The sequence below is a fragment of the Paenibacillus selenitireducens genome, assembly GCF_002021565.1.
Lineage (GTDB): Bacteria > Bacillota > Bacilli > Paenibacillales > Paenibacillaceae > Paenibacillus_K > Paenibacillus_K selenitireducens.
The window spans coordinates 193,951-216,687 of record NZ_MSZX01000001.1 but is presented as its reverse complement, the minus strand read 5'-3'; the positions used below and the strand labels follow the sequence as shown (position 1 = coordinate 216,687).

The 22,737-nt window shown below is 44.7% G+C and carries 15 protein-coding genes; 1 reads left to right on the top strand and 14 read right to left on the bottom strand.

Translation table 11 applies throughout. The annotated features are described in order from the left end of the window. Nucleotides 1-91: 91 nt before the first annotated feature. The 8 genes from BVG16_RS00980 to BVG16_RS00945 all read right to left on the bottom strand — a co-directional run bounded on the left by BVG16_RS00980 (nt 92) and on the right by BVG16_RS00945 (nt 9,080). Nucleotides 92-2,053 (bottom strand): DUF6259 domain-containing protein, encoded by a 1,962-nt coding sequence (locus BVG16_RS00980; protein WP_078496674.1) that lies wholly within the window; start codon nt 2,051-2,053, stop codon nt 92-94. A gap of 19 nt (nt 2,054-2,072) precedes the next feature. Beyond that, the gene (locus BVG16_RS00975; RefSeq protein WP_078496673.1) at nt 2,073-2,825 is read right to left on the bottom strand and encodes an SDR family NAD(P)-dependent oxidoreductase; all 753 of its coding nucleotides are present in this window, start codon (nt 2,823-2,825) and stop codon (nt 2,073-2,075) included. Between the two features lie 31 nt (nt 2,826-2,856). After that, on the bottom strand, nt 2,857-4,017 hold the full coding sequence (gene dgoD, locus BVG16_RS00970) for a galactonate dehydratase (protein WP_078496672.1): 1,161 nt from the start codon (nt 4,015-4,017) through the stop codon (nt 2,857-2,859). A gap of 36 nt (nt 4,018-4,053) precedes the next feature. Next, entirely contained in the window at nt 4,054-5,583 is a 1,530-nt protein-coding gene (locus BVG16_RS00965; protein ID WP_078496671.1) for an extracellular solute-binding protein, read from the bottom strand. Between the two features lie 55 nt (nt 5,584-5,638). Then, a complete protein-coding gene (locus BVG16_RS00960) occupies nt 5,639-6,517 on the bottom strand; it encodes a carbohydrate ABC transporter permease (protein ID WP_078496670.1) in 879 nt (292 codons plus the stop codon). A gap of 28 nt (nt 6,518-6,545) precedes the next feature. After that, a complete protein-coding gene (locus BVG16_RS00955; protein ID WP_198957396.1) occupies nt 6,546-7,514 on the bottom strand; it encodes an ABC transporter permease in 969 nt (322 codons plus the stop codon). Between the two features lie 49 nt (nt 7,515-7,563). Further along, a complete protein-coding gene (locus tag BVG16_RS00950; RefSeq protein WP_078496669.1) occupies nt 7,564-8,244 on the bottom strand; it encodes a GntR family transcriptional regulator in 681 nt (226 codons plus the stop codon). Nucleotides 8,245-8,453: 209 nt separating this feature from the next. Then, a complete protein-coding gene (locus tag BVG16_RS00945; protein WP_078496668.1) occupies nt 8,454-9,080 on the bottom strand; it encodes an SGNH/GDSL hydrolase family protein in 627 nt (208 codons plus the stop codon). A gap of 138 nt (nt 9,081-9,218) precedes the next feature. Between BVG16_RS00945 and BVG16_RS00940 the strand changes: the two genes are divergently transcribed. After that, a complete protein-coding gene (locus BVG16_RS00940; protein WP_078496667.1) occupies nt 9,219-10,262 on the top strand; it encodes a LacI family DNA-binding transcriptional regulator in 1,044 nt (347 codons plus the stop codon). A gap of 44 nt (nt 10,263-10,306) precedes the next feature. On the opposite strand, the gene BVG16_RS00935 is transcribed toward BVG16_RS00940, so the two are convergent. From BVG16_RS00935 to BVG16_RS00910, 6 genes are all read right to left on the bottom strand, one after another. Continuing rightward, nucleotides 10,307-15,481: an OmpL47-type beta-barrel domain-containing protein gene (locus BVG16_RS00935; RefSeq protein ID WP_078496666.1), complete on the bottom strand. Its 5,175-nt coding sequence runs from the start codon at nt 15,479-15,481 to the stop codon at nt 10,307-10,309. Nucleotides 15,482-15,584: 103 nt separating this feature from the next. Then, nucleotides 15,585-17,144 (bottom strand): extracellular solute-binding protein, encoded by a 1,560-nt coding sequence (locus BVG16_RS00930; RefSeq protein ID WP_078496665.1) that lies wholly within the window; start codon nt 17,142-17,144, stop codon nt 15,585-15,587. A gap of 93 nt (nt 17,145-17,237) precedes the next feature. Next, on the bottom strand, nt 17,238-18,113 hold the full coding sequence (locus tag BVG16_RS00925) for a carbohydrate ABC transporter permease (protein WP_078496664.1): 876 nt from the start codon (nt 18,111-18,113) through the stop codon (nt 17,238-17,240). 43 nt (nt 18,114-18,156) lie between these two features. Further along, nucleotides 18,157-19,080: an ABC transporter permease gene (locus BVG16_RS00920; protein WP_078497242.1), complete on the bottom strand. Its 924-nt coding sequence runs from the start codon at nt 19,078-19,080 to the stop codon at nt 18,157-18,159. Between the two features lie 210 nt (nt 19,081-19,290). After that, nucleotides 19,291-21,096: a cache domain-containing sensor histidine kinase gene (locus BVG16_RS00915; RefSeq protein ID WP_078496663.1), complete on the bottom strand. Its 1,806-nt coding sequence runs from the start codon at nt 21,094-21,096 to the stop codon at nt 19,291-19,293. A gap of 21 nt (nt 21,097-21,117) precedes the next feature. Further along, nucleotides 21,118-22,728, bottom strand: a complete 1,611-nt coding sequence (locus BVG16_RS00910; RefSeq protein WP_078496662.1) for a response regulator — start codon at nt 22,726-22,728, stop codon at nt 21,118-21,120. Nucleotides 22,729-22,737: the final 9 nt, after the last annotated feature.

The following is a 22,737-nucleotide window of genomic DNA, read 5'->3' as shown; positions in this document are numbered from 1 at the left end:
GCGCTTCGATTTATAACTAAGCGAAAACAACAAGATTGATCCGTGCCGACTTGAACACATAGCAACCTTGCTGCCCCTTTTACCACACTACTTATTCCACAATTTCACATCGAAATTCATTGGCTTCCAAACGAATTATTCGGTTTTGGAAAGAAATCTGTTTCTCCACTGCAGAATCATTCCAGAATACGAAAAGTCTTCTCGCATGATGAACGTATTCTGTTTTGATCATTCCCTCAGGCAGTTCCATATCAGTATCCAGTGAAAAGGTGCCGTGATAGAAAAATTCGGCGTAACGGTCGCGTATAGCGATCAATTCCTTAACATAGCTTGCATAGGCCTCAGCCGCAGTCACGGTTGCCCGGCTGCGGAAAATCGCGATGTCAAAACGATACCCGTACACAAATGCGAAGTTAAGCTGTCGCCTAAAATCACTTCTCTCATCATGAATGAACCGATTGGACATAATCGTCTCTGGGAACGTCTGCCGATAAAGTTCGGGGAACGAGTCATCGTCCTTGAAGCTGGCATACCCGCAGCTATGATGGAAATCCAGAAGCGGCGCATAACAATCGACAACGAATTCAGAGCCGAAAGCTTTGTCCTCCTTGCATAATTCACGCAATTGCTGCAAATTGCGCCGACGCCAAATCGTCTCGTTATCCCCACGGTTTCCATGATCATGTGTGGCATCGAAACAGAGATGAGGAAAATGTCCAGCGATCTGATCGTAGAAAATGGAGTCCGGATTGTAGCTCAATTTTTGTTGACCGATCTGGATAAGCTGCTTATTCCATTCATCAGTAGCCTGACAGGCAGACACAAAGCTTTTGTAGCCAAAATTTCGCAGCAGCATGCCGTCATTGTTGAATTTATAATGCTCCCTGTACTCCATACCATCAATATTTTTGCGGCAAATCCGGTGTCCGGTTTCCTTGTAATAGTCTGAGTTTACATCGATCAGTACGCCATTTGTGTAAAGAGCAACACGTCCCCCCCGACGCTGCACTTCCGCAATCGCTGCTTTTAGCCCTTCTTCTCCGCCAAGGGCAGGATCCGGCTCATATACGGGATAACCGTTATCGAAGCCGCCCTTCCACCAACCGAAGAGCAGAATCATTTCCACCCCGACCGCCTTGCCTTCCTCATAGACTCGTGGTAAATCTTCATAACGGAAATAGATTTTACCGAACTGATGCTTCATGATGATTCGCTGCCATCCTCGAAGCTCTTGTACCCAGTCAGGTTTCTGCGGTTCACTGAACCAACCATCCGCCCATTGTCTGTAAATGGCCGAGCCCTGCCGCCAATCCCCGGGAACGAACGCTACGACAGATGTGGGAGATGAAACTTCTTCTCCGCCTTGCACCAAGGGGAACTGAGAAACGGCTAGAACGAGACGCGGATCGCTGTTACGCGGACCTATCCCTGCGGCCAACACACAAGTAGTGAAGTTATCATCATGCCGACCTACATAGAGGAAATGCGAACCGCTCTGCACACCGAACCAAGCCATGCTGCCGAAACTCGGATAGGTCATGTCGAGCCAAATCTCATGGTTATCGCTGGACATGTATTCACTGTGAGCCTTGTCAATTGCTGTCCAAGGATCTGCAAGTCGGTGTCCATGCCCCTCACTGCGGTACAGAACATCGCGAAAGCGCTGTTCATCCGCAACAACGGATACATCTACGAATGGAAGTTTGACCTCATTGACTCGTACCTCGCTTTGATTGGTTACCTTGTATGAGAAGTGCAATTGTTCTCCAACTACGAGAATCTGAACGCGAAACAAGACTGGATAGGTATTACCGTCCTCTGCTTCGAGCTGATTATATTGGATAGCCAATCCACCCTCAATTTCGGTTACGATCCCGCTCTGAAGGCTTGATCGAACGGACATGTCGCGAAACTCGCCGTCGTCCAGTTGAATTCTCCAGAAATCCGCTCCTGCACTCTCTTGTAATAGAAGTCCCTCCGCCGACCAACGTACGAACCGTCCCTGCGGATCTACAGCAAACTGTAATTGTCCTGCCTTAATTGAAAGAGTCATTTCCCGATCTGTCCTTTCTTTATCTTAAATAAAGACCGCCGTTCACATCCAGCGTAACTCCGGTAATGTACCTGGCTTCATCGCTGGCCAGGAATACCGCCGCAGCCGCAACATCTTCAAGCTTCCCTAAGCCTAGAGGTACGGATTCGGTTAACTTGTTCAGCTTCTCATCCCCATGCGTTTGAAGCAATAATTCAGTTTCGATAATGCCCGGTGCGATCGCATTTACGGTAATGCCATAAGGAGCGGCCGTTCGGGCGAGTGTTTTCGTGAAGCCGATCTGTCCGCTTTTACTAGCAGCGTAATGAACATGACCATACAATGCACCCTGATGTCCAACGACCGAACTTATGGAAATAATTCTTCCGCTTTTTTGCGGCATCATGATGTCCATGGCATACTTCGAGCATAAGAACGTGCTCGTCAAATTGTTGTTCATAATTTCATTCCAACTTTGCAGCGACGTTTCGTCGATCGTTTCCGCTCTGGAAGTACCAGCATTGTTGACCATGATATCAAGGCGGCCATACTTCTCTACCGCCTTATGAAACAATCTTTGGACATCCTCTTCTTGGCTGACGTCAGCTTGAATCGCAATGGCCTCTCGCCCTATCGCCTTGACCTGCTCAACAAGATGAAGTGTGCTGTCCGTCACATCTAGTGCATTAATAATTACATTAGCTCCGGCCTCAGCCATGCCTAAGATCATCCCGCGTCCGAGACCTTGCGATGACCCCGTAACCAGGACCACTTTTCCAGATAAATCAAACATAACGATTCTTCACCTCGGTTTCGGATATGGCTTAAAAATAGAACTCGGCAGCCGGCGGTCTGATTTGAATGAGTTGCCCGTTATAATGCCGCAAATCATGCGGAACATAAGGATGCTGAATTGCTGCGTCTTCATGCAGTTCTATGCCTAACCCCGGTTTATCCGGGATCGTCATATATCCATCCTCGAAATGCAGCTGTTCATTCGTAATCTCTTTCCGCCAAGGCACATCGCTTGCCATAATTTCCAGATAAAAAAAGTTAGGCGTACATGCGGCCAATTGCAAGGTAGCAGCGTTGGCTACTGGACCGCTCGGGTTATGAGGGGCGAATGGAATATAGTTCGCCTCTGCCATTGCAGCGATTTTGCGGCATTCCATAATGCCTCCGGCATGGCTGATATCCGGCTGAACATAGTCCAGTGCCTTTCTTTTGAACACTTCGCTGAACGCTTGTCGAGTAAATAATCTTTCCCCGCCTGCGATGGCGACCGGAGATTTCCGCCTTACATCCAGCATGGCGTCCAAACTATCTGGCGGAACCGGTTCTTCGAACCACACCGGCTTGAAAGCCTGAATCTCCTGCGCGATCTTGATCGCTGTAGGTACATTAAACCGACCATGCCCCTCAATGAATAGATCCATGTCATAACCGACGGCATCTCTCACAACGCCAATACATTCTAGGGCCTTATCCAATTCCTCGTTCGAGAGGGTCATATACGCTTTGCCGAACGGATCCCACTTCAATCCCTTGAATCCGCGCTTCTTCGCTTCCTTGGCTTTTATACCAAAATCCTCTACGCAGGTGGCGCCGGCAAACCACCCATTGGCATAAACCTTCACCTTTTCATTAACTTTTCCCCCAAGCAACCTGTGAACAGGAACACCTAGTGATTTGCCGTTAATATCCCACAACGCCATTTCCACTGCACTAAGCGCAGACATCAGAACGGGCCCGCCCCGCCAGTAGGCATCACGATATATATTGTGATAATGCGCTTCGATATCAAGCGGGCTTTTACCAATGAGGTAACGTTTTAAATCTTCTATTGCCCCAGTTACAGCGTTCTCTTTATACTCCAGCGTTGCTTCTCCAACCCCTGAAATCCCTTCATCTGTGTAAATTTTGACGAATACAAAGTTCGTACGGTAACAATCGACAACAAACGTATTCACACCAGTTATTTTCATCTGCACACCCCTATGAAACTTGTATTATAATCCACGCTATTTCTTCTCTGGATGTTCCTTTTTATAAATTTCCGTAGCTTGTTCGATCCACTTCTGACCGCCAGCGTCCAAATATTTTGTCTTATACGACTCGTATTCTTTATCGAGATCGCCATTCGATATAATCAAAGTAATGAAGGCTTCATTAATAATGTCATCCATCACTTTCTTTTGCTCTAAATCAATGGCAGGAATATCGTAAAGGTAGGCATCGTCGATCGCGTTATCAGCAGCAAGCTTCAATCCGGCTTTTGTTTTGTCGTTCAGTAATTGAACCGAAAAACCATTCACTCGATTCATCACGCCGTTGTAGGCGTATCCTCCCTCATTACGCAAGCTGGTTGCATCGTCATAGGGTTTGATCCACGTTAAATTGCCGTTCTCCATCTTGTAATGCTTGCCCTCAATACCTGCCCAGGTCAATTTATCACCTTCTTCACTAATCAAGAAATCCAATACCTTCATGACCTCTGCAGGATGTTTGGAAGATTTGCTGATGTGCATCCACGGGCCGGAATCCTCGAGGTATAAACGCAGGGCTCCACCTTGATTGTTTGGTCCTTTAATAACGGTATACTCAAATTCTGGCTTTGGATCTTCAACATAACGAGTCAGCCAGTTTTGCGTTGTCCCGTTCGGGGTGAAATCGAATGCCCCCATCTTGCCGTTCCACAGCTTCTCAAATTCCTTCAAATTGGAAATCGTAGCAAACTCGGGATCCAACAAGCCTTCTTTATACAATTTGTTCAGGAATTTGATACCATCCATAAATCCGGGCTGCAATATCCATGGAATCACTTTCCCGTCAATCATTTTGCCCCTTCCGAGCGGAACGCCGTAAGCCGCAAAGATATGGTGAAACGTCTGGTATCCACTTCCTCCTCCGAAGTAAGCCCCCAATCCAATCGTATCCTTTTGACCGTTGCCGTCAGGATCATTATTGGCAAATGCTTTTAACACCGTATAGTATTCATCGATCGTCTTCGGAACGGGCAGCTTCAATTTGTCCAACCAGTCTTTACGAACGGCCAGAGCGCTTCCAAAGCCCCAACCACGCGGAATGCCGTACACTTTACCATCCACTTGAGCAGCGCCTTTTAATATGGAACCCTTGTTGTCCGTAACGTTTTTCCCATTTGTCTTCAATAAATCATCCATAGGAATAATCACTTGATTACTAACCAGATCTTTGATTTTCGCTTTATTCGGGTTCAGGAATGCATCGGGCACATCATTTGACGCGATCATCGTATTTAATTTCGTTTCCAAGTCTGGAGAATCCACAGCCAAAAACTGGACATTAACACCCGTTCTTTTGCGGATTTCCTGGACTACCGTGTTATCTTCAGGAAAGTTAGTCGTCTTGTCGATCAAAATTCGTACCGTTACCGGTGCTCCAGAATTGCTGCTTTCACCTGTTTTTTCGCCTTCTTTACCCCCTGTGGTCCCTCCAGAAGAGCAAGCTACCGTACTCATCGTCATCAATGCAATTAAACTTAAAATGACTGCCTTCTTCAACTTCACCATATATGTCCCCCCTAAGTAATATCTATTTCGAGAGCTTACTAGCGCTCTTCAAAATCTAACCTTTGATGGATCCCACCATGACGCCTTTGACATAATATTTTTGTAAAAGTGGATACACGATCAGCATCGGAATCACGGAAGCAACAACAGTAGCCATTTTGACCGATTCTTCGGTGACCAATCCGATTGTGGCTGCAAAGTTATCCGTCCCTTGAACCTGCTGTAACGAGCTGCTCTGCAGCATCGTTCGTAAAAACACTTGAAGTACTTGTTTCGCATCAGAGTTGATGTAAAGAATAGCATCAAAATACGAGTTCCAATGGGCTACTCCGTAAAATAAAGCGATTGCGGCGATAACAGGACCCGATACGGGCAGGATGATCGAAAATAAAATGCGCAACGGAGCGGCTCCATCAATGTTTGCCGATTCTTCGAGCTCGGCAGGTATGCTCTGAAAGTAATTTTTCAGGATAATCAGGTTCCATGCACTAATAGCGGTTGGAATAATGAGCGACCAAATGGAATCGATCATACCGAGTTCTTTGACAATCAGGTAAGTCGGGATCATACCACCGCTGAACAACATCGTGAAAAAAATCATGAGCGTAATGGCGTTTCTTCCCCTAAATCTTCGAATGGATAGGGGATAAGCCAAGATGGCGGTGAACACAATATTGATCGCGGTTCCTACAACTAAGCGGAAAATGGAGTTTCCATAAGCAATAAAAATCCCTTTACTTTGAAGCAGCAGTTCATAGGAAGTTAGAGAAAAACCCTTCGGCCAAAAAAATAGCCCTCCACCCATTGCCAGCTTCGGATCACTCAGCGAATACATCAGCACATGCCAAAAGGGATACAAGGTAACGATAGATAACAGGAGCATACCGACATTCAAAACGAATTGCCCTACACGTTCCCCAAACGATTCTTTCACTAGACGTTCCTCCTCTGTACGAAACCAGTTACAGTAACCCGCTTTCCGAATCAATTTTTTTCGCAATAAAATTTGTAAATAAAACAAGAACTAGACTAATGACCGATTTAAACAAACCCGATGCCGTAGCCAAATCATATTTTGCTTCCTGAAAAGCCAGTTTGTAGATATACGTATCCAAAATTTCACTAACCTCATAAACCTGGGGGTTGTAGAGGGCAAACACTTGATCCAGGCCGGTATTGAGCATGCTCCCTACACGAAATATGAGTAATATGACAATCGTCGTCCGCAAACCCGGCAGCGTAACATGCCAAATTTGCTGCCATTTCTTCGCGCCATCCACTTTAGCCGCCTCGTACATCTGCTGATCAATCGTAGCAATGGTAGCGAGATAAAGGACCGTACCGAAGCCTGCTTCCTTCCAAATATTAGATACAACAAGCAGGCCACGAAAATATTCCTTGCTGCTCAGCAGGTTGAAGGTCACACCTTCATGCCCGAAAAAACCAGCGATTTCTTTTATGACTCCGGTGGATGGAGAAAAGATAGCAAACAAAATGCCTGAAATAATAATCCATGACACAAAATGAGGCAAGTAAATCGACGTTTGTACGAATTTCTTATACAATTTATGCCGCATTTCATTCAGCAAAATAGACAAAATAATCGGGACTGGAAACGCAAACACCAGTTGGTATATAGAAATGATAATGGTGTTTTTCAAAGCTCTGTCGAATCCATACATGCCAAACAGCGTTCTGAAATTATCCAGCCCAATCCATTCGCTGGCGAAAAAGCCTTGATAGATGTTGTATTTTTTAAATGCGAGCAAAATGCCGTACATCGGTATGTAATGGAACACAAGAAAGAACAAAACCCCTGGCACAGCCATGAAATATAATAGCTTGTCTTTTCGGATTTGGGACCACTTTCTTCTCCGTTGCAGTGACTTTCCAGGCTCTTTGAGGTTTGTCACCGTTTGATCGTACAACACGCCCATCCCCCTTCTCTTGTAAGCGCTTTATTATTAGAGCGAAAAACATCTAGGCTTTAGATGATTTTCCCGTTTCTTTGATTCTGGCAATCAAATCCTCTTTGGCTTTGATGACATGATCTCTGGTAATGCTTGTAGCAGCTTCTGCATCTCGACTTTTCAAAGCCTCCAGCAGCATCCGATGATCGTTCACAATATCGTTTCCTCGGTTCGAGCCAAAAATTTGGCGCATGCTGTCAATCAGTCCCCAATGTCGGTCAATAATGCGAATCGCCTCTTCATTTTGCGCCAGATTATTGATGATTTTGTGAAAGCTCTCATTAAGCTTCAAACATAACAACATATCCCCTTCCTCAGCCGCCTTCTCATATTGCTCTTCGATGGTGACAAGTCTGTTGTAATCGCTATCCTTCATGTAAGGTACGCCATTGCGAACTAACATCGTTTCAATCGCCATACGGATATCGTACATGTCAGATACAAACTTCTCATTCACTTCCCGTACGCTTGCTCCTTTATGAGGCAGCAGGCTAACGAGCCCTTCTCCTTGAAGCTGCTGGAGAGCTTCCCGAATCGGCATCTGACTGACGCCGTAACGATTGGACAAATCGACGATCCGCAAGCGTACGCCAGGTTTAAATTCACCTGATAAAATATCTTGGCGCAATTTATCCCGAACCCGAGAGTAGGTCGTTTCATTTAAGGCTGATTCCGGTGTTACATTCATCATGTTATCTCCTCTATGATCTTTTTATTTGATATTTGATACAATATCATATCTGGATACCCTTGTAAACGCTTTATTTGATATTTGATCAAATATCAAATAATTTTTAACAGGGCTACGCTTGCCACAAAAAAAGGAACCCAGCCAACGCGGCGTAGGTTCCGAGATTTTAGTGATTTTCAAGTGGTTGAGTGACAAGGGAAACCAAGGTGCTAGAGTCGCGCCAAAAAGCTGCTTGCCATCGAAGCAATACGCGCATAGCCCTGCTCATTAGGATGCAAACGATCTGAAGTGAGAACGGAAAGTGTGAAGCGGTTGAACCCACTCTCAGCATATAAGTTCAGCACAGGCAGAGCATATTCAAGGCCTATGGCCTGAATGACCTCGACATAATCAATCAGCCGATGGCCAGCTTGGTTGACGGAGTGTATGTCAAAGCCGTCCTTATCACGCTGTAGAGGCGTCCATAAGCTCAGACGGCATGCGGGATTTTTCGTAAGAATATCCTCCACTAATTCGATATATGCCCCATAGAACGTATGAATATCTCGATCTTCCTTCCGTCCTATCGGTTTGTCCAGACGAAAATCATTGGTACCCGCGAAGATCGTAACACAATCATAACCGAGCTCCATCTTGCGTCCTATATGCACGGTTGCGCCATAATCCCGGTCACCGCCTGCAGTAAGCGGGCATCCGCTTTGTCCTGCATTCGTAATAACGGAGAAGCCTAATGCCGCACCTACCAAAGGTTGATAGCCATTAGCTGCTGTAATACTATCACCCAGTGTACACCAGCTTTTTCCATACCATCGTCGTTCATCATTTATAAGCTCCATGTTTCTTCTTCCCCCTAATCATCCGTCTCTCCCATTATAAAGTGTAGCAATCGATGATAAAGTTTAATTTTAGTTTAATCAATAATGAGTACATGATACGATAGGTGTATGAATCCAGAAAAATAGAGGTACACTTCCATGCCCATTCGTAAGCCGGTTACACTAAAGACTATTGCCAAGGAGCTAGGACTAACCGTACAAACGGTCAATAAAGCTTTAAAAGGAAAACCGGGCATGTCTGAGACGACCCGGCAGCTTATTGTCGAAACTGCGGAAAAGCTAGGTTACTTCACGAAAGACCAGATTCGCAGCCTAAGGGCGGAACGCATCATCTCCTATCCAATTGAACGCAAGCGGTTCTTACTTGTACAAACCGAACAATCCGTTAGTTACAACCGTCTATTATTTGAGGGCTTATATGAACGATTCGCCTCCTTCGGCCATCAAATTGAAACCTGTATGCTCCCTACTTCTATTCGGGAAACCGAGATGTCTGACTGGTTGGAAGAGCACGGATTAGAATTTGCCGATGGCTTATTCATCGCCCCGAGCATCGTCCCCAAGGCATGGGAGCCTGCACTTTTTCGTCTATCGATTCCGAAGATTCTGTTAAGCTTTCCGCCTCTCGGGACCAAAGTAGACAGTGTGATTTGGGACATCTATGAAGCCACCTATCAAGCTGTTGCCTACCTGCGATCTATCGGTCATCACCGCATTATGTATGTGGGTGATACGCATTACCAACGAGGCTTTATTTTACGCTGGCAGGCTTTCCTTCATGCTATGAATGAATTCCATATCGAGGTTGATCCGGATGTCCATTCGATTAGCCAGCGGAATACGCATCCCGAGTGGCTTGATGAGCTGCGTAATAAGCTGATTCACTATGCCCCCACAGCTATCATCTGCGGAGTCAATGAAGAGGTTGCCACCGTATACCAGCTATGTACCGAGCTCCAACTTAACATTCCTCAAGATATTTCCTTGATAGGGATCCTGAATGAACAACCGGAGCAGCTGCCGTTATTTACCCGACCTCTACTGTCAATCCGAGAAGCCGGATACCGGGCAGCTGATCGGATGTTATGGCGTATCGCTAATCCTGCCCTTCCCTATGAGCACATCCGTATTCAAGGCGAATTATTCATTGGGAGCACTACGGCTGCTCATCAGCTAAAATGATTCCTTTTCGATAGTCAATTGTCATTGCGGGGATAGGTTGCCTCTTATTTCGTTACTTTTACTGTAATCATATCACTCGAGGTAACGCCACCCGCATTGACCCATTCACAACGGTACTCATACACACCAATCGCTCTGCCAGCAATCGTCGTCACGGCGCTTTGAGCACTTGGAGAAGCTGCATTCAAGCTCTTCGTTTCGATCAGAATGCCATTTTCGTATAGGCGATATTCGGAAGCGTTGGTGCCCCACCACATGTTCATCGTTATCTTGTAGTTTCCATCTCCATCCCAATTATCTTGAGATAGTACCGGTTTACCTGGGGAAGCGTCCGTAATAATGACCACAAGTGGGTTGCTGGTTGTCGTTCCGAAAGAATTAATAAGTTCACTTGTATAGGTGTAGGTACCGTTCGCTTTGCCTTTCACATCTACTTTAGCCATTTGTGCTGCCGGGGACGCATCTGTCAAAGTATTCGTACGAATAAGTACGCCATTTTCGTACAACTTGAACACCGAGCCGTTATTCCCCCACCACATGTTCATCGTGACTGTATAGTTACCATCTTTTAATCCAGTTGCTTGACCGTTATTATCTGACAAAACTGGTTTACCAGGTGCCCCAACCCCCGCATTCACGTTGAATGTTTGTGTCGACTGCACCAAATTGCCCGCTGCATCCACTACACTGTATTGCACTGTATGTGCACCTAATGCTAGACTACCTGCAGCAATGGTTTGACCGCTGTTAATTACAGCGCCATCCAAAGTCAACGTCTGAGTTGCCACACCCGAGAGTGCATCTGTACTGATCAAATCAAATCTCAGCGTATCCGCATATGTCACATCCGTAACTGCATGCCCGGACTGTGTTAATATAGCCTCCGGCGCTGTTTTATCTAATTTTACCTGCAAAGATTTCGCCGCTTCCACATTCCCTGCGGCATCTGTAGAGAAATATCCAATCGTATTCGTTCCTTCGTTTTGAATGACAAATGGTGCCACGTAAGCAGTTGTAGTCCCGCCATTGATACTGTATTCGGTCCCCACCGCACCCGCTGATTCATCTACAGCCGTCAAGGTAACCGTCACATCTTCTTTAAACCAGCCCTCGCCATTCGGAGCAGCAGACAATGCCGCCGTCGTTACAGGTGCCACCGTGTCAGAATTCCTTTCGATGATGAATGAAACCGTCTGAATGCTCCCTGAATTGCCTTCATGATCCACCGATCTATAACGGATAGGGTAGACGCCATCCTGCTCAAACGTGATCGGCCCAGTGTATGCCAGCCACGTATTCCCACTATCCAGACTATATACGGACTGTGTAACCCCCCATAATGTATGCGGGGCGGACAATGTAACGGTAACCGGATTCATGTACCGCCCATTGGGTCCATCCGGCTGTGAAGGCGATAAATTCGCCGTCGTAGCGGGTAAATCTGCTCCAATCACTTCAATTTCCAACAATCTTGCGTCCGTATAGCCCGCTGCGCCAGAGGCTTTCGTTATGTTCATTTTTATTTTCTTGGTGGGAATGGGAGTGCTCCACTTCAGAGAATTGTACAAACCCATGTTGGCATCGTAGGTGTTATCGGTTACAGTCGCTGCGGTTGTCCAATTGGCCCCATCCCAATATTGTATGGTATAGTCTTTGATTTGATATCCGTTGCCCCCGATCAGCCCACTCCAGACGTTGATGCCTTTAATTAACTTTTCCTCCGGCCAATCCATCTGAAAGTAATGCGGTTCGCCGCTTAAAGAAAGCCATCTGCTGCTATTGTCATTTTTAATTCCATCTACTGCCTTATTTGCACTGTATGAACCATTCGTCGAATCAACAGCTAACACAGCGCTTGGCGCTATATTTTTATATCGATCCGTACCGAATACTTCGATTTCTAACAATCTGGCATCCGTATAACCGGCTGCGCCAGAGGCTTTCGTTATGTTCATTCTTAATTTTTTGGTAATAATCGGATGATCCAATTCTAGTATGTTGTAGGAACGAACATTCACATCATTTTTATTATCGGTAACAGCAGCCGCTGTCCTCCACTCTTCTCCGTCCCAGTACTGAATCGAATAATCTTTGATTTGGAACCCATATCCTCCGATGAGTCCGCTCCAAACTTGAATACTGCTGATCCATTTGTCCGTTGGCCATTCCATCTGAAAATAATGCGGCTCTCCGCTTAAAGAAAGCCATCTGCTGCCGTTGTCATTCTTTATTCCATCTACCGCCTTATTCGCACTGAACGAACCATTGGTGGAATCAACGGATAATATAGCGCTTGGCGCGATATTGATTAACGGTTCCATTGGATAAGCAATCGATAGCGGAGAAGTATATGTGCTCTCTCCACTGTCATTTAACGCTGTAATTGCATAATAATTATGGAGTGCCGGATTTGCGCTGGTATCTTTGTAGGTACTTCCTGTTACTCCGCTCACTACAGTCGTATAAACGCCATTTAGACTCGTACTTCTTTTGATGGCATAACCGCTCGCATTATCCAATCTCACAGACACACGGTCGAAATCCGCCTGCTGGTTGTTCGTGTAAAGACCTATTTTCCCGGAAAGAAGGGGATGACTTCCATCTGTCACTGAAGCTATTACATTTGCGTCCCTATACAGGGTCAACCTATCGCCCGATACCTCAAATCTGAATTTATTATTCGTATTTGCTCCAAGAATAAAATAGGGATCCGCTATGGGCTCGGATGAAGCCAAAACCGCCTCTGTCCCTTGAAATCGCTTAACAATTTTATAATTTTTCTCCTGAGAATCGTAATACGCATAATAGTAATTATTCGTGTCCACATATCTTGCGGCCACGCCATAGTTTCCCGTAACAGAATCGAGCGCTACGATTCCAGCTTCAACAACATAGTCTTTCCAAGTGCTGTCTCCGGCAACGCTCATACCATAACCGGCAGAATTGCTGCTTCGGTACACGTTGGTACTGCCAAGACCGCCTTCCGTACTATGAACAGTCCCCCATTCACCGTTTAATACCGTCCATAAACCGTCTCCAAGTTCAAAGTTTTCATAAAATTTCTCTGAATACGAGGGGCTCCAGGTTAAATCAACTCCCGTTCCAGTTGCTATTGCTTGAACTGTGTGAGGGGAATAGGGTAAATTCACCTTCGGAACCGCGCTATATTCGCTGGAGTTTAAGCCTTCTCCCATACCGTTATACGCGGATACCGTAAGATAATAAGCCGTATCATTAGTTAATCCGGTCACTTCGTAGCCTATAGAATTGCCAACATCTATAACCGTTGTATAGTTGCCGGATCCTGTTCCAACCTTCACATAATATCCAGAAGCATTGGGTGAACTATTCCAATGAAGTACGACGGAACCTTCCTTTGCTTTCGGACTTTCCAGCAATGGAGCGCTTGGCTTTACAAGCTTGGCAACGACTTCATTCGAATTAACGCTTGAGCCTGTATTATTCTTAGCACTTACCGCAAAGTAATAGGTTGTTCCGTTGGATAAGCCCGTCACGGTATAGTTCTTTGACTGGCCTGCATCTATCGTATTTGTATAAACGCCAGCTGTCGTCCCGTACTTCACGAGATATCCAGTTGCAAGCAGTGAATCAAGCCAAGTTAGCTCAACCTGACTATTACCAACAATAGATTGAACAATACGAGTAGGCTGCGGCAGTTGTCCTCCGGAAGCATCCCATTCTACTCTCATCACGCTGTATGGCGGAATCGTTACCGGATTGCGTGTATCTTCCGTTTGAATGGCGATAGCATTGGGGTCAGCCACTGTATTTTTTATTTCAGGGTCTGTTGATGAGATATATGTTTTCGTCATATTGGATGCTACGGGAGCTCCGTTCATGTTGATTGTTGCGGTATGAGCACTGTCCGATTTGTTTGTGATCATGACATAGTTTTTATTATTTTTCCCCTTATATGCCTGCGAATATAAAGCAGGCATGTTGCTGCCCGAATACTTGTTAACCTCTGCCCCTCCCAAAGTGGTTGTTTTCCATAAGTGGGAGCTGTTGTTGATCGCTTCATAGGTGATTTGCAACCCTAAAGCAGCACCGCTTTTATAAATACCAAAATCGTAACCCGTTGTATCTAATGTCGTCTTTTTTTCATATGCATCTCGCATCGCGACAGCATAGCTATTGGTGGGCTGTGTGCCAAACTGCATCATTGCATGCAGAAGCACATGTTTCACATTGGGATGGCTGGACAATCTGGTCGTATATTCAGCGGCGAATATGCCATTATAAAGCGTTTTTATCATCCCAGATGTGGACAAATTGGTCATCGTTGAAGGAGTTGTATTAAACTCGCTTATCGTTACAGGCATATCAGGTCTACCTTTCGCAAGGTAATAGGAATCAATATACGAATTGGTACGCTCGGCCAAGGCGGAATTCAGGTCTTTGCGCGCTTGGTCGAACGTTGAATACCGATCACCGCCCCGATAAAAATGATAGGATACGCCATCCCAATATTTGTTTGGATAAGCAGCCAGTTCTTTATCCCATTCGGGTTTTTCACCTTGAGAAAACATGACGTTTACCTGTGCTTTCGAATCTACGGATTTGATTGCATCATAATACGGTTTCATTTTATCCGCATAATCCGTTGCCGTCGGAAAAAATTTACTGAATAAAAAAGCTTCGTTGCTCAGCTCGTAGGCGCTAACCTTAATCTGATTATCCTTGCAATATTTCGCAATCGCCATTGCCGTTTCTGGCGTATCGGTGAATCCATTGATAATAATCATGGTTTCTCCCTGCACGTGGTCGAGAAAATATTTCCAACCCTGAAGTTGATGTTTGTCAGGCTTGGCTCTCAAGATTTGCCCGTCGTTAACGGCCGCATGGAATGTGGGCATTTTTCCGAAAAATTGGGATACCCACTCGTCATCGTCATCCCCTCTCCTCATGTCAAAATAGTCACTATCCGTCCCGGAGGGAAAACGGAACACACGACCATTCAATCCATTTGCCAAATCGATGGCCGTCTGATCCGTGTATAAGATGCCATAAGTTTGAAAATCCCCATTATATCCCCCGAAGTTTTCACTTAAGCTCGATTCAACATTCGTATCGATATTTATTGTGGCCGTATAGTCCGCGGCATGAACGGGATTTCGTTGATCTATGAACATTGCCGACAGTAGAGTTAGAGATATGAATGCGCTTACAATTTGTTTAATACATTTATTTTTTACCATATTATATTCCCCTTTCCATTTACTTAAGTAAAGTTGAGAGTGGAAGAAGACACGCTGTTGTGTCTTCTTCCACTCTTAGCTTTTGTTGTATCGTGTTACTCTGCTACTTCTTAGCCGCAGTGTACCAATCATTCACTTCTTTATAACTTGCTTCTCCACCTGAGGATTTGAATTTGGCGATGAAAGCATCTAGACCGCTCAATTGCTCAGCACCGAAAACCAGCTTCATCGTATAATCCCCCACCATCGTGTTCAATTGCTGAAAGCTTTTCGAGAATTCAGGCAGATACGGAGCAAAACCTAATGGATCTTCTACTTTCGTATTGGCTGGCTCTTTTTTGTTCATAAATTCCCATGCTTCGAACAAACGCATATCCTTGCGAACACGTGCCTGCCAGTAGATCGGATAGTTCGTGTCGTCGGAGCCCGTTAAGAAATTATTGGCCGCATTGCGCTCCTCGGAAAAGATAGGTTGAATAGGCGTATAAGTGCCATCCTTCAATGTATAGTGCTTATTTTCTTCACCAATGGTCATGTTAATAAACGTTTCTTTTTCAAGCTTAGCATTTATCCACTTCATCGCATCTTCCGGATGCTTGGAAGCTTTAGGAATAAAAGTAAGTCGGTCAAAGCCCCTGAATGCAGCAAGTCCCGCTTTTCCATCCTCACCTTTCAATGCCGAAATATAGCTCGCTTTCGCCGTGGGAATATTTTTCGTTAAAGCATCGGCAATCGTGGGAACGTCAGACCAGTTCAACAGGATCATGCCTGCTTTTCCACTTGTAAATTTTTCTTTAGCCGTAGCATCTTTGTTGGCTGCATACTCTTTATCCAACAGTCCTTGTTTGAAAAGGTCGGCAACATAATTCACATACTCCGGATACGCAGGGTCTAAAATACGGGGTGTCATCTTGCCGTTTACATTATTCCAGAAATTTGGAATTCCAAATGCGCCAGCAATATTATCAATGAAGGGAGCCTCACCTTTTACGGTTAAAGGTATATTTTTGTCTCCATTACCGCCAGGATCCTTCTCTTTGAAAGCTTTCAGAACCGCTGTAAGCTCATCTAATGTAGTAGGCGACTTCATATTTACCTTTTCAAGCCAGTCTTGGCGAATGTATAAGCTTGTGTTTACATTCGAGATGCTTTTGGTGGGGATCGCATACAGCTTTCCATCCACCTTGGCAGCTTCCAAAGCTTCCGGATCTATGACTGCTTTAATGTTGGGTCCAAATTTGTCGATCAACGGTCCCAATTCAATTAAGGCACCTTTTTTGGCATAGTCGGAGTATAGCGCTTTGAAATCAGTACTTCCATATATTGTAATCGCATCATAAGGCTCACCGGAAGCAATCAATATATTTAACTTGTCCTCGGGCTTGTCTTGCGGCAGCATATCATACTGAACCTTATAACCCGTCTTCTGCTCCAAATATTTGGCTACCGGATACGTATTATAATCATCCTTCTGCCAGATTTGGAGTGTTTTCAAGTCAGACTTGGGTTCTGTCGTTGCTTTTGAGACCTCTGCTGATGGCTTACTAGCTGGGGTTATGCTGCTAGCTCCTGGTGTTCCGGTAGAGGAACAAGCGACCAGAGATGTTACAGATAATCCTCCTACGAGTGTTGCCATCATCCATTTTTTATAGTTCATTGCCATGGGTAGACCTCCCTATTCATTTGTGTACTATATCATTAATCCCACGATGCACATCGGGGGCATTAATGCAATAAAGTAAGGCAATTCGGATCATCAACCTTTAACAGAGCCAATCAGCACGCCTTTGACAAAGTGCTTTTGCAAATAAGGATAGACGAGAAGCATCGGTATGATCGAAGCGATAACCGTCGCAGAGCGAACACCCTCCGGAGAGACATTCATCATATCGTCGGCGCTCTTATTCATAGCGGAGGAGCTATCTGCATCCATAACAATGTCGCGCAGGTACAACTGCAGTGGCTTTAAGCCTGCATCGTTAATGTAAAGCATCGGATTAAAATAATCGTTCCAGTAATATACGGCATAAAAAAGAGCGATAGTTGCCAGAACGGGACCACTCAAAGGAATAACGATACGGAACAAGATCGTAAAGTTGCTGGCTCCATCTATCTTGGCAGACTCTTCTAATGATTCCGGAAGTGATTCATAGTAACTTTTAATGACTAGCATATTGAATACGCTAATTAAAGCTGGAAGAATTAAGGACCATAGACTATTGATCAGATGAAGCTCCTTCATCAACAGATAGTTAGGAATAATCCCGCCATTAAAGAGCATAGTGAATATAAACAGCAGCATAATAAAGGAAATGCCCGGCAAATTTCTTTTCGATAAGGGATAGGCCGTCAAGGCTGTTAATGCAATCGCAAGCACGGTTCCTACAATCATAACCAGCATAGAAATACCTATGGAAGTAATAAATTGACTGGAGGATATAACGTATTTCATCGTTTGCAATTGAAAGCCTACCGGTAAAATCCCCACCTTGCCGGAAATGACAGCCGATTCATCACTCACCGCTTTGGACAGCACATTGGCTATAGGCAGCAGGGTTATTACTCCCACAAGAAGGAGAAATAGGTAGATTAATAGATCCAAGGATCGGTCTCTTATCGTTTTTTTATGCAATATGTATACCTCCTTAAAGTTTTTCGTAGTCCATAAGCTTTACCTACCATATACTTCGTTTAATTAATTTTTTACTAAGCTCATTACCAGATACGATCAAGATCAAACCAACAACCGAGTTGAATAAGCCTACTGCCGTGCTAAAGCTATAATCCTGCTGACCTAGTCCCTGGCGGTATACGAAGGTACCAATCACATCGCCTGATGAATACACGACCGAATTATACATCGTTAATATTTGTTCAGTCCCAGCTTCGAGTAAGTAGCCTAGACGCAAAATAAAGATTAGAATGATCGTTGGCAGTATACCTGGAAGTGTAATGTTAATCATCTGTCTGATCCGTCCTGCGCCATCGATGGAGGCTGCCTCATATTGCTCTTGTTCAATTCCCGCAATCGCTGCAATAAAGATGATGGCATTCCACCCGGATTCCTTCCAGCCTGCCGTAAAAACAACAACACTTCGAAAAAAGTGATTATCGAGGAAAAAGGAGATCGGCGTCCCTCCCAGCCATTCGATGACATGATTCACCAACCCACCGGACGGAGAAAGGATATTCATGAATAACCCGGAAATAATGACCCATGACAAGAAATGCGGAAGAAATATAATCGTCTGGATCGTCTTCTTAAATACAGCCCTGCGCACCTCATTCAAGAAAAGAGCGATGATGATCGGTACGGGGAAGAGCAAAATTATTTTGTAAAAACTGATTAACAGCGTATTGTTGAATACCTGATAGAACTCGTCCGAATGAATAAGCTTCGCGAATTGACCCAGTCCAACCCACTTGCTTCCGATAAACCCATCAAAAATGTTGAAATCCTGAAAAGCAATGATGATCCCATACATCGGTGCATATTTGAATAGAAGCAAAAATATCAAGCCAGGAATCAATAATAAATACAGATCGTAATTATTTCGAAATAGCTTCCAGCGGCTCTTATGTATTGATTTCCTCTTCATGTGAGCTGTTTGCTGTTCAAGCTCTGCCCGTATCATACTCAAGTTCGGCTCACCTCCGTGTTCTTATATTCGTATTATAAAGAGTGGCACGATCTATTTGTAGATGGTAATGCTTTGGTTTCGGGTAGTATCTTAAGGTATTTACACAATATAAAAAGGCAGCCCCACAAGTAGAAAATCTACTGCTGGGACAGCCTCCTTTTCGCCATGCTATGCTATTTTAAAACGAACCGAAACTGTCGTACCCTCACCAAGCTTTGAACGAATACTCAAACCATAAGCTTCTCCTGCAAACAATTTAATTCTCTCATTTACATTATATAAGCCATAAGAGCTGCCCTCCCCGTCAGAACGCAGGTCCAGCTGTGGCTCGGTCAACAAACTGTCTGCAAGCTCTTGCTCCATGCCAATCCCGTTGTCCGTAACGGATAGAACCAGATCTTCACCATCCCGGCAAGCCCGAATTTGGATTATTCCAGATTTCCCCTTTGATTTACGTATCCCATGCAGAAGTGCGTTTTCGACTAGGGGTTGCAGCGTCAGCTTGGGCATTTCATAATGATCCAGGTCTTCTTCTATTTCAAAATAAAAGGTGAAACTCTTAGGAAATCGTGTTTGCTGAATTTCCAAGTAAACCTTGGCCAAATTTAGCTCATCACTTATGCTTACTAAGTCTCTGCCTTTATTCAAGCTAAGCCGGAAATATTTGGCCAAGCCATCAATCATCTGGCTAATATCATGAGCATTACGTCCAATCGCAATCCAATTAATGGTATCCAGCGTATTGTATAAGAAGTGTGGATTGATCTGTGCCTGCAAAGCACGCAGCTGAGCTTCCCGCTCCTGTACCTTGGATCGATAGGTCTCCTCCATCAAATCATGAACTCTATGTATCAAATGATCCACACTATTCTCGAGCAGTGCATCGGAGGTTCCGATCCGATCGTCCAAGCTGTCAATGCCTTCCCGCTTAATCGTCATGATGACCGTCTGTATCCTGCGGTTCATCCCACGTACAATCACAGCGAGCAATATGAATACAAGCAGCAAAAATAGAATGGTTACACCAAATAAAGTCGCTACGCCTGAAAACTGATTCAACGCAATCACACGAGAGGTTATCTCCGTTTTAGGTACCTCTGCCACTAGCCGCCAGCCTGTTGAAAGAACGTTCGTGTAAATTACATATCGAGGGTTCTTATCCTTCATCAGGGGAACAATTCCTTCGTCCCTTTGCCCTAATGCCTCCAACACTTCAGCTGATTTCATGGTGGTCCCCAGCGATTCCCTTTCGTTACTAGATTTAATCGTACCATCGGGAGCTGCCAAATAAATATGGCCTTCCTGGGTCAGCTTCATTTTGGACAAAATATGCTCAATCGTTTTCTCAGCTACATCAATCAATAAATACCCTGAAATCTGTTCGTAATCGTCAGGGTCCCTCAGAATTCTGGCACCCGAGAACACATAGGTGGATTCAGTGTCTATATAAGATTCTAAATAGGCGCCTGTCCACAGTATAGTACCTCCTGCTTCCCTAACTTGTCGAAACCAAGGTCTATCCTTCAAGGTATCCAACGTAAAAAAATTGATTTTTTCACCAGCATACAATCGATTGCCATTCACAAACAATCGCACTCGGAATACATTTGGATTCGTCTGGGCATTGTCAACCAAATATCGCAGCTCCTTGAGCGAATCCAGCTGCTGACCAACGGTTGCCGTGCTGCTTAAATATTGATGCAACTTGGGGTTCATGAAAATAATATTGGATGTATCTCGTACAGAGTCAAACTGATAATCCAGATTAATACTGGCTTGTTTAAGCGTTTGCAACATCGAATAGGTTACCTCTTCTTCCAGAATCTGCGATGATTTCTGCGTATATGCATACATCAGAATCGATGCAGGAATCAGAATGAAGACAATATAGGCCAACAGCCATGACTTAACCGCCATAACTCCCTTCAAGATCAGCAAGCCGTAGTCCCAACTTCTCTTCAGAAGGCTCTTCACCCTGCTTCACCGCCTTCACATCTATTGATCACGAAAGGCACTCGGTGTGAGACCTGTAATCTTCTTAAATAGCTTGCTGAAATAGCTAGGATCAGAGTAACCTACCCTATAGCAGACCTCGTAGAACTTATTACGTGGATCTCTTAGCAGCTCCTTCGCCTTCTCGATCCTGGCCCTTGTGATGTATTCATTAATCGTTTCTCCCGTTTCCTGTTTAAATAAGAGACATAAGTAGGTTGGAGATAAAAAGACCTCCTTGGCGATATCGCCTACCTGTAAATTTTCCGCATAACGTTGGTCGATCAAGAGATGGATTCTCTCTATCACATTTTTGGGCTTTCCATTTCGCTTCTCACCAACACGTTCACACACCTCTAGCATATGAGCTTCTACAATAGCTCTTAAATCAAGCATCGTTTCTTGCTTAAAAACCTGCTCCCAGAGAAGCGTCTCCTTGTCTGCTATTTCCGGTGTCAGCATATTTAATTCCAGCATAAGACGGCTTGTTAGTAAAATCAATTGCAAGCTGACATGGCGACAGGTAACAAGTCCTTCCTTGCGGCTGCGTGCCAACGGTTCAAAAACCTTATCTAGCTCTGATAGCAGCTTATCCTTATCCGCTGCTTTCACCATAGACAAGATACGTTCTCCCTGAGCAAGATCGAATCGATAGAAAGTGTTCTTATCCTGCTGTAAATTATCGATCGATAGGATATGATTTTTGCCTAAAAACCATCTCTGTTCAGCAGCTTCACGTGCCTGCGTATACGATTGAGGCAATGAAGTCAGGGATGAGATGCGCTCGCCAACGCCGATCGTAACACTTATCTTTAGCCATCGCTGGAGATTATCGCGAATCTCCTCTGCTAAACGGAACAATTGCTCCTCTTGGTTATCCCCTTTTCCCATTCTCAGAATACCTACGAACTCACCATTTCTATTCTCAAACATGTATCCATGCATATTCCGATTGATTAATTCCTGTATAATATTCAGAACAGAATAGGAAAGCAACTGCTGATCCCGCTCGGAGCGAGTTAAGACGACGACTGCGCTATCATCGATGTTCACTAGGATGGTCCAGTAATCAGCTGCCATCGGCAGATCAAGTCCAAGGAAATCAAGCTTATACTTAATACGCTCCGGATGTGTTACCCCATCGCGAATCAAGGACATGAGGAACTTCTCGCGCAGTAAAGGCATGCTCTGCGTAAGCTTAACCTGCATATCTACAATATATGTGCGTTCTTGCTCCGCATCTTGCAACACAGCCACTACGCGCTCAATAACTGTGGTCAGCTCCTGCATATTCACTGGCTTGAATATATAATCAACCGCATTGACCTTCAACGCAGACTTAAGATAATCAACATCATCATGACCACTGACAAATACAATTTGGGTGGTCGGAAGCCTCTCCTTAATTTCCATGGATAAACGAATTCCATCCATATGGGGCATACGAACATCCGTAAGCACAATATTCGGCCTGACCCGCTCGATGACCTCTAAGGCCACATCCCCATCATCAGCCTCACCTACAACCTCAATACCATACCGACTCCAGTCAAAATAGGTGCTTAGTCCAAAGCGAACGGCAGCTTCATCGTCTACAATAACTAATCGATACATAAGACCATT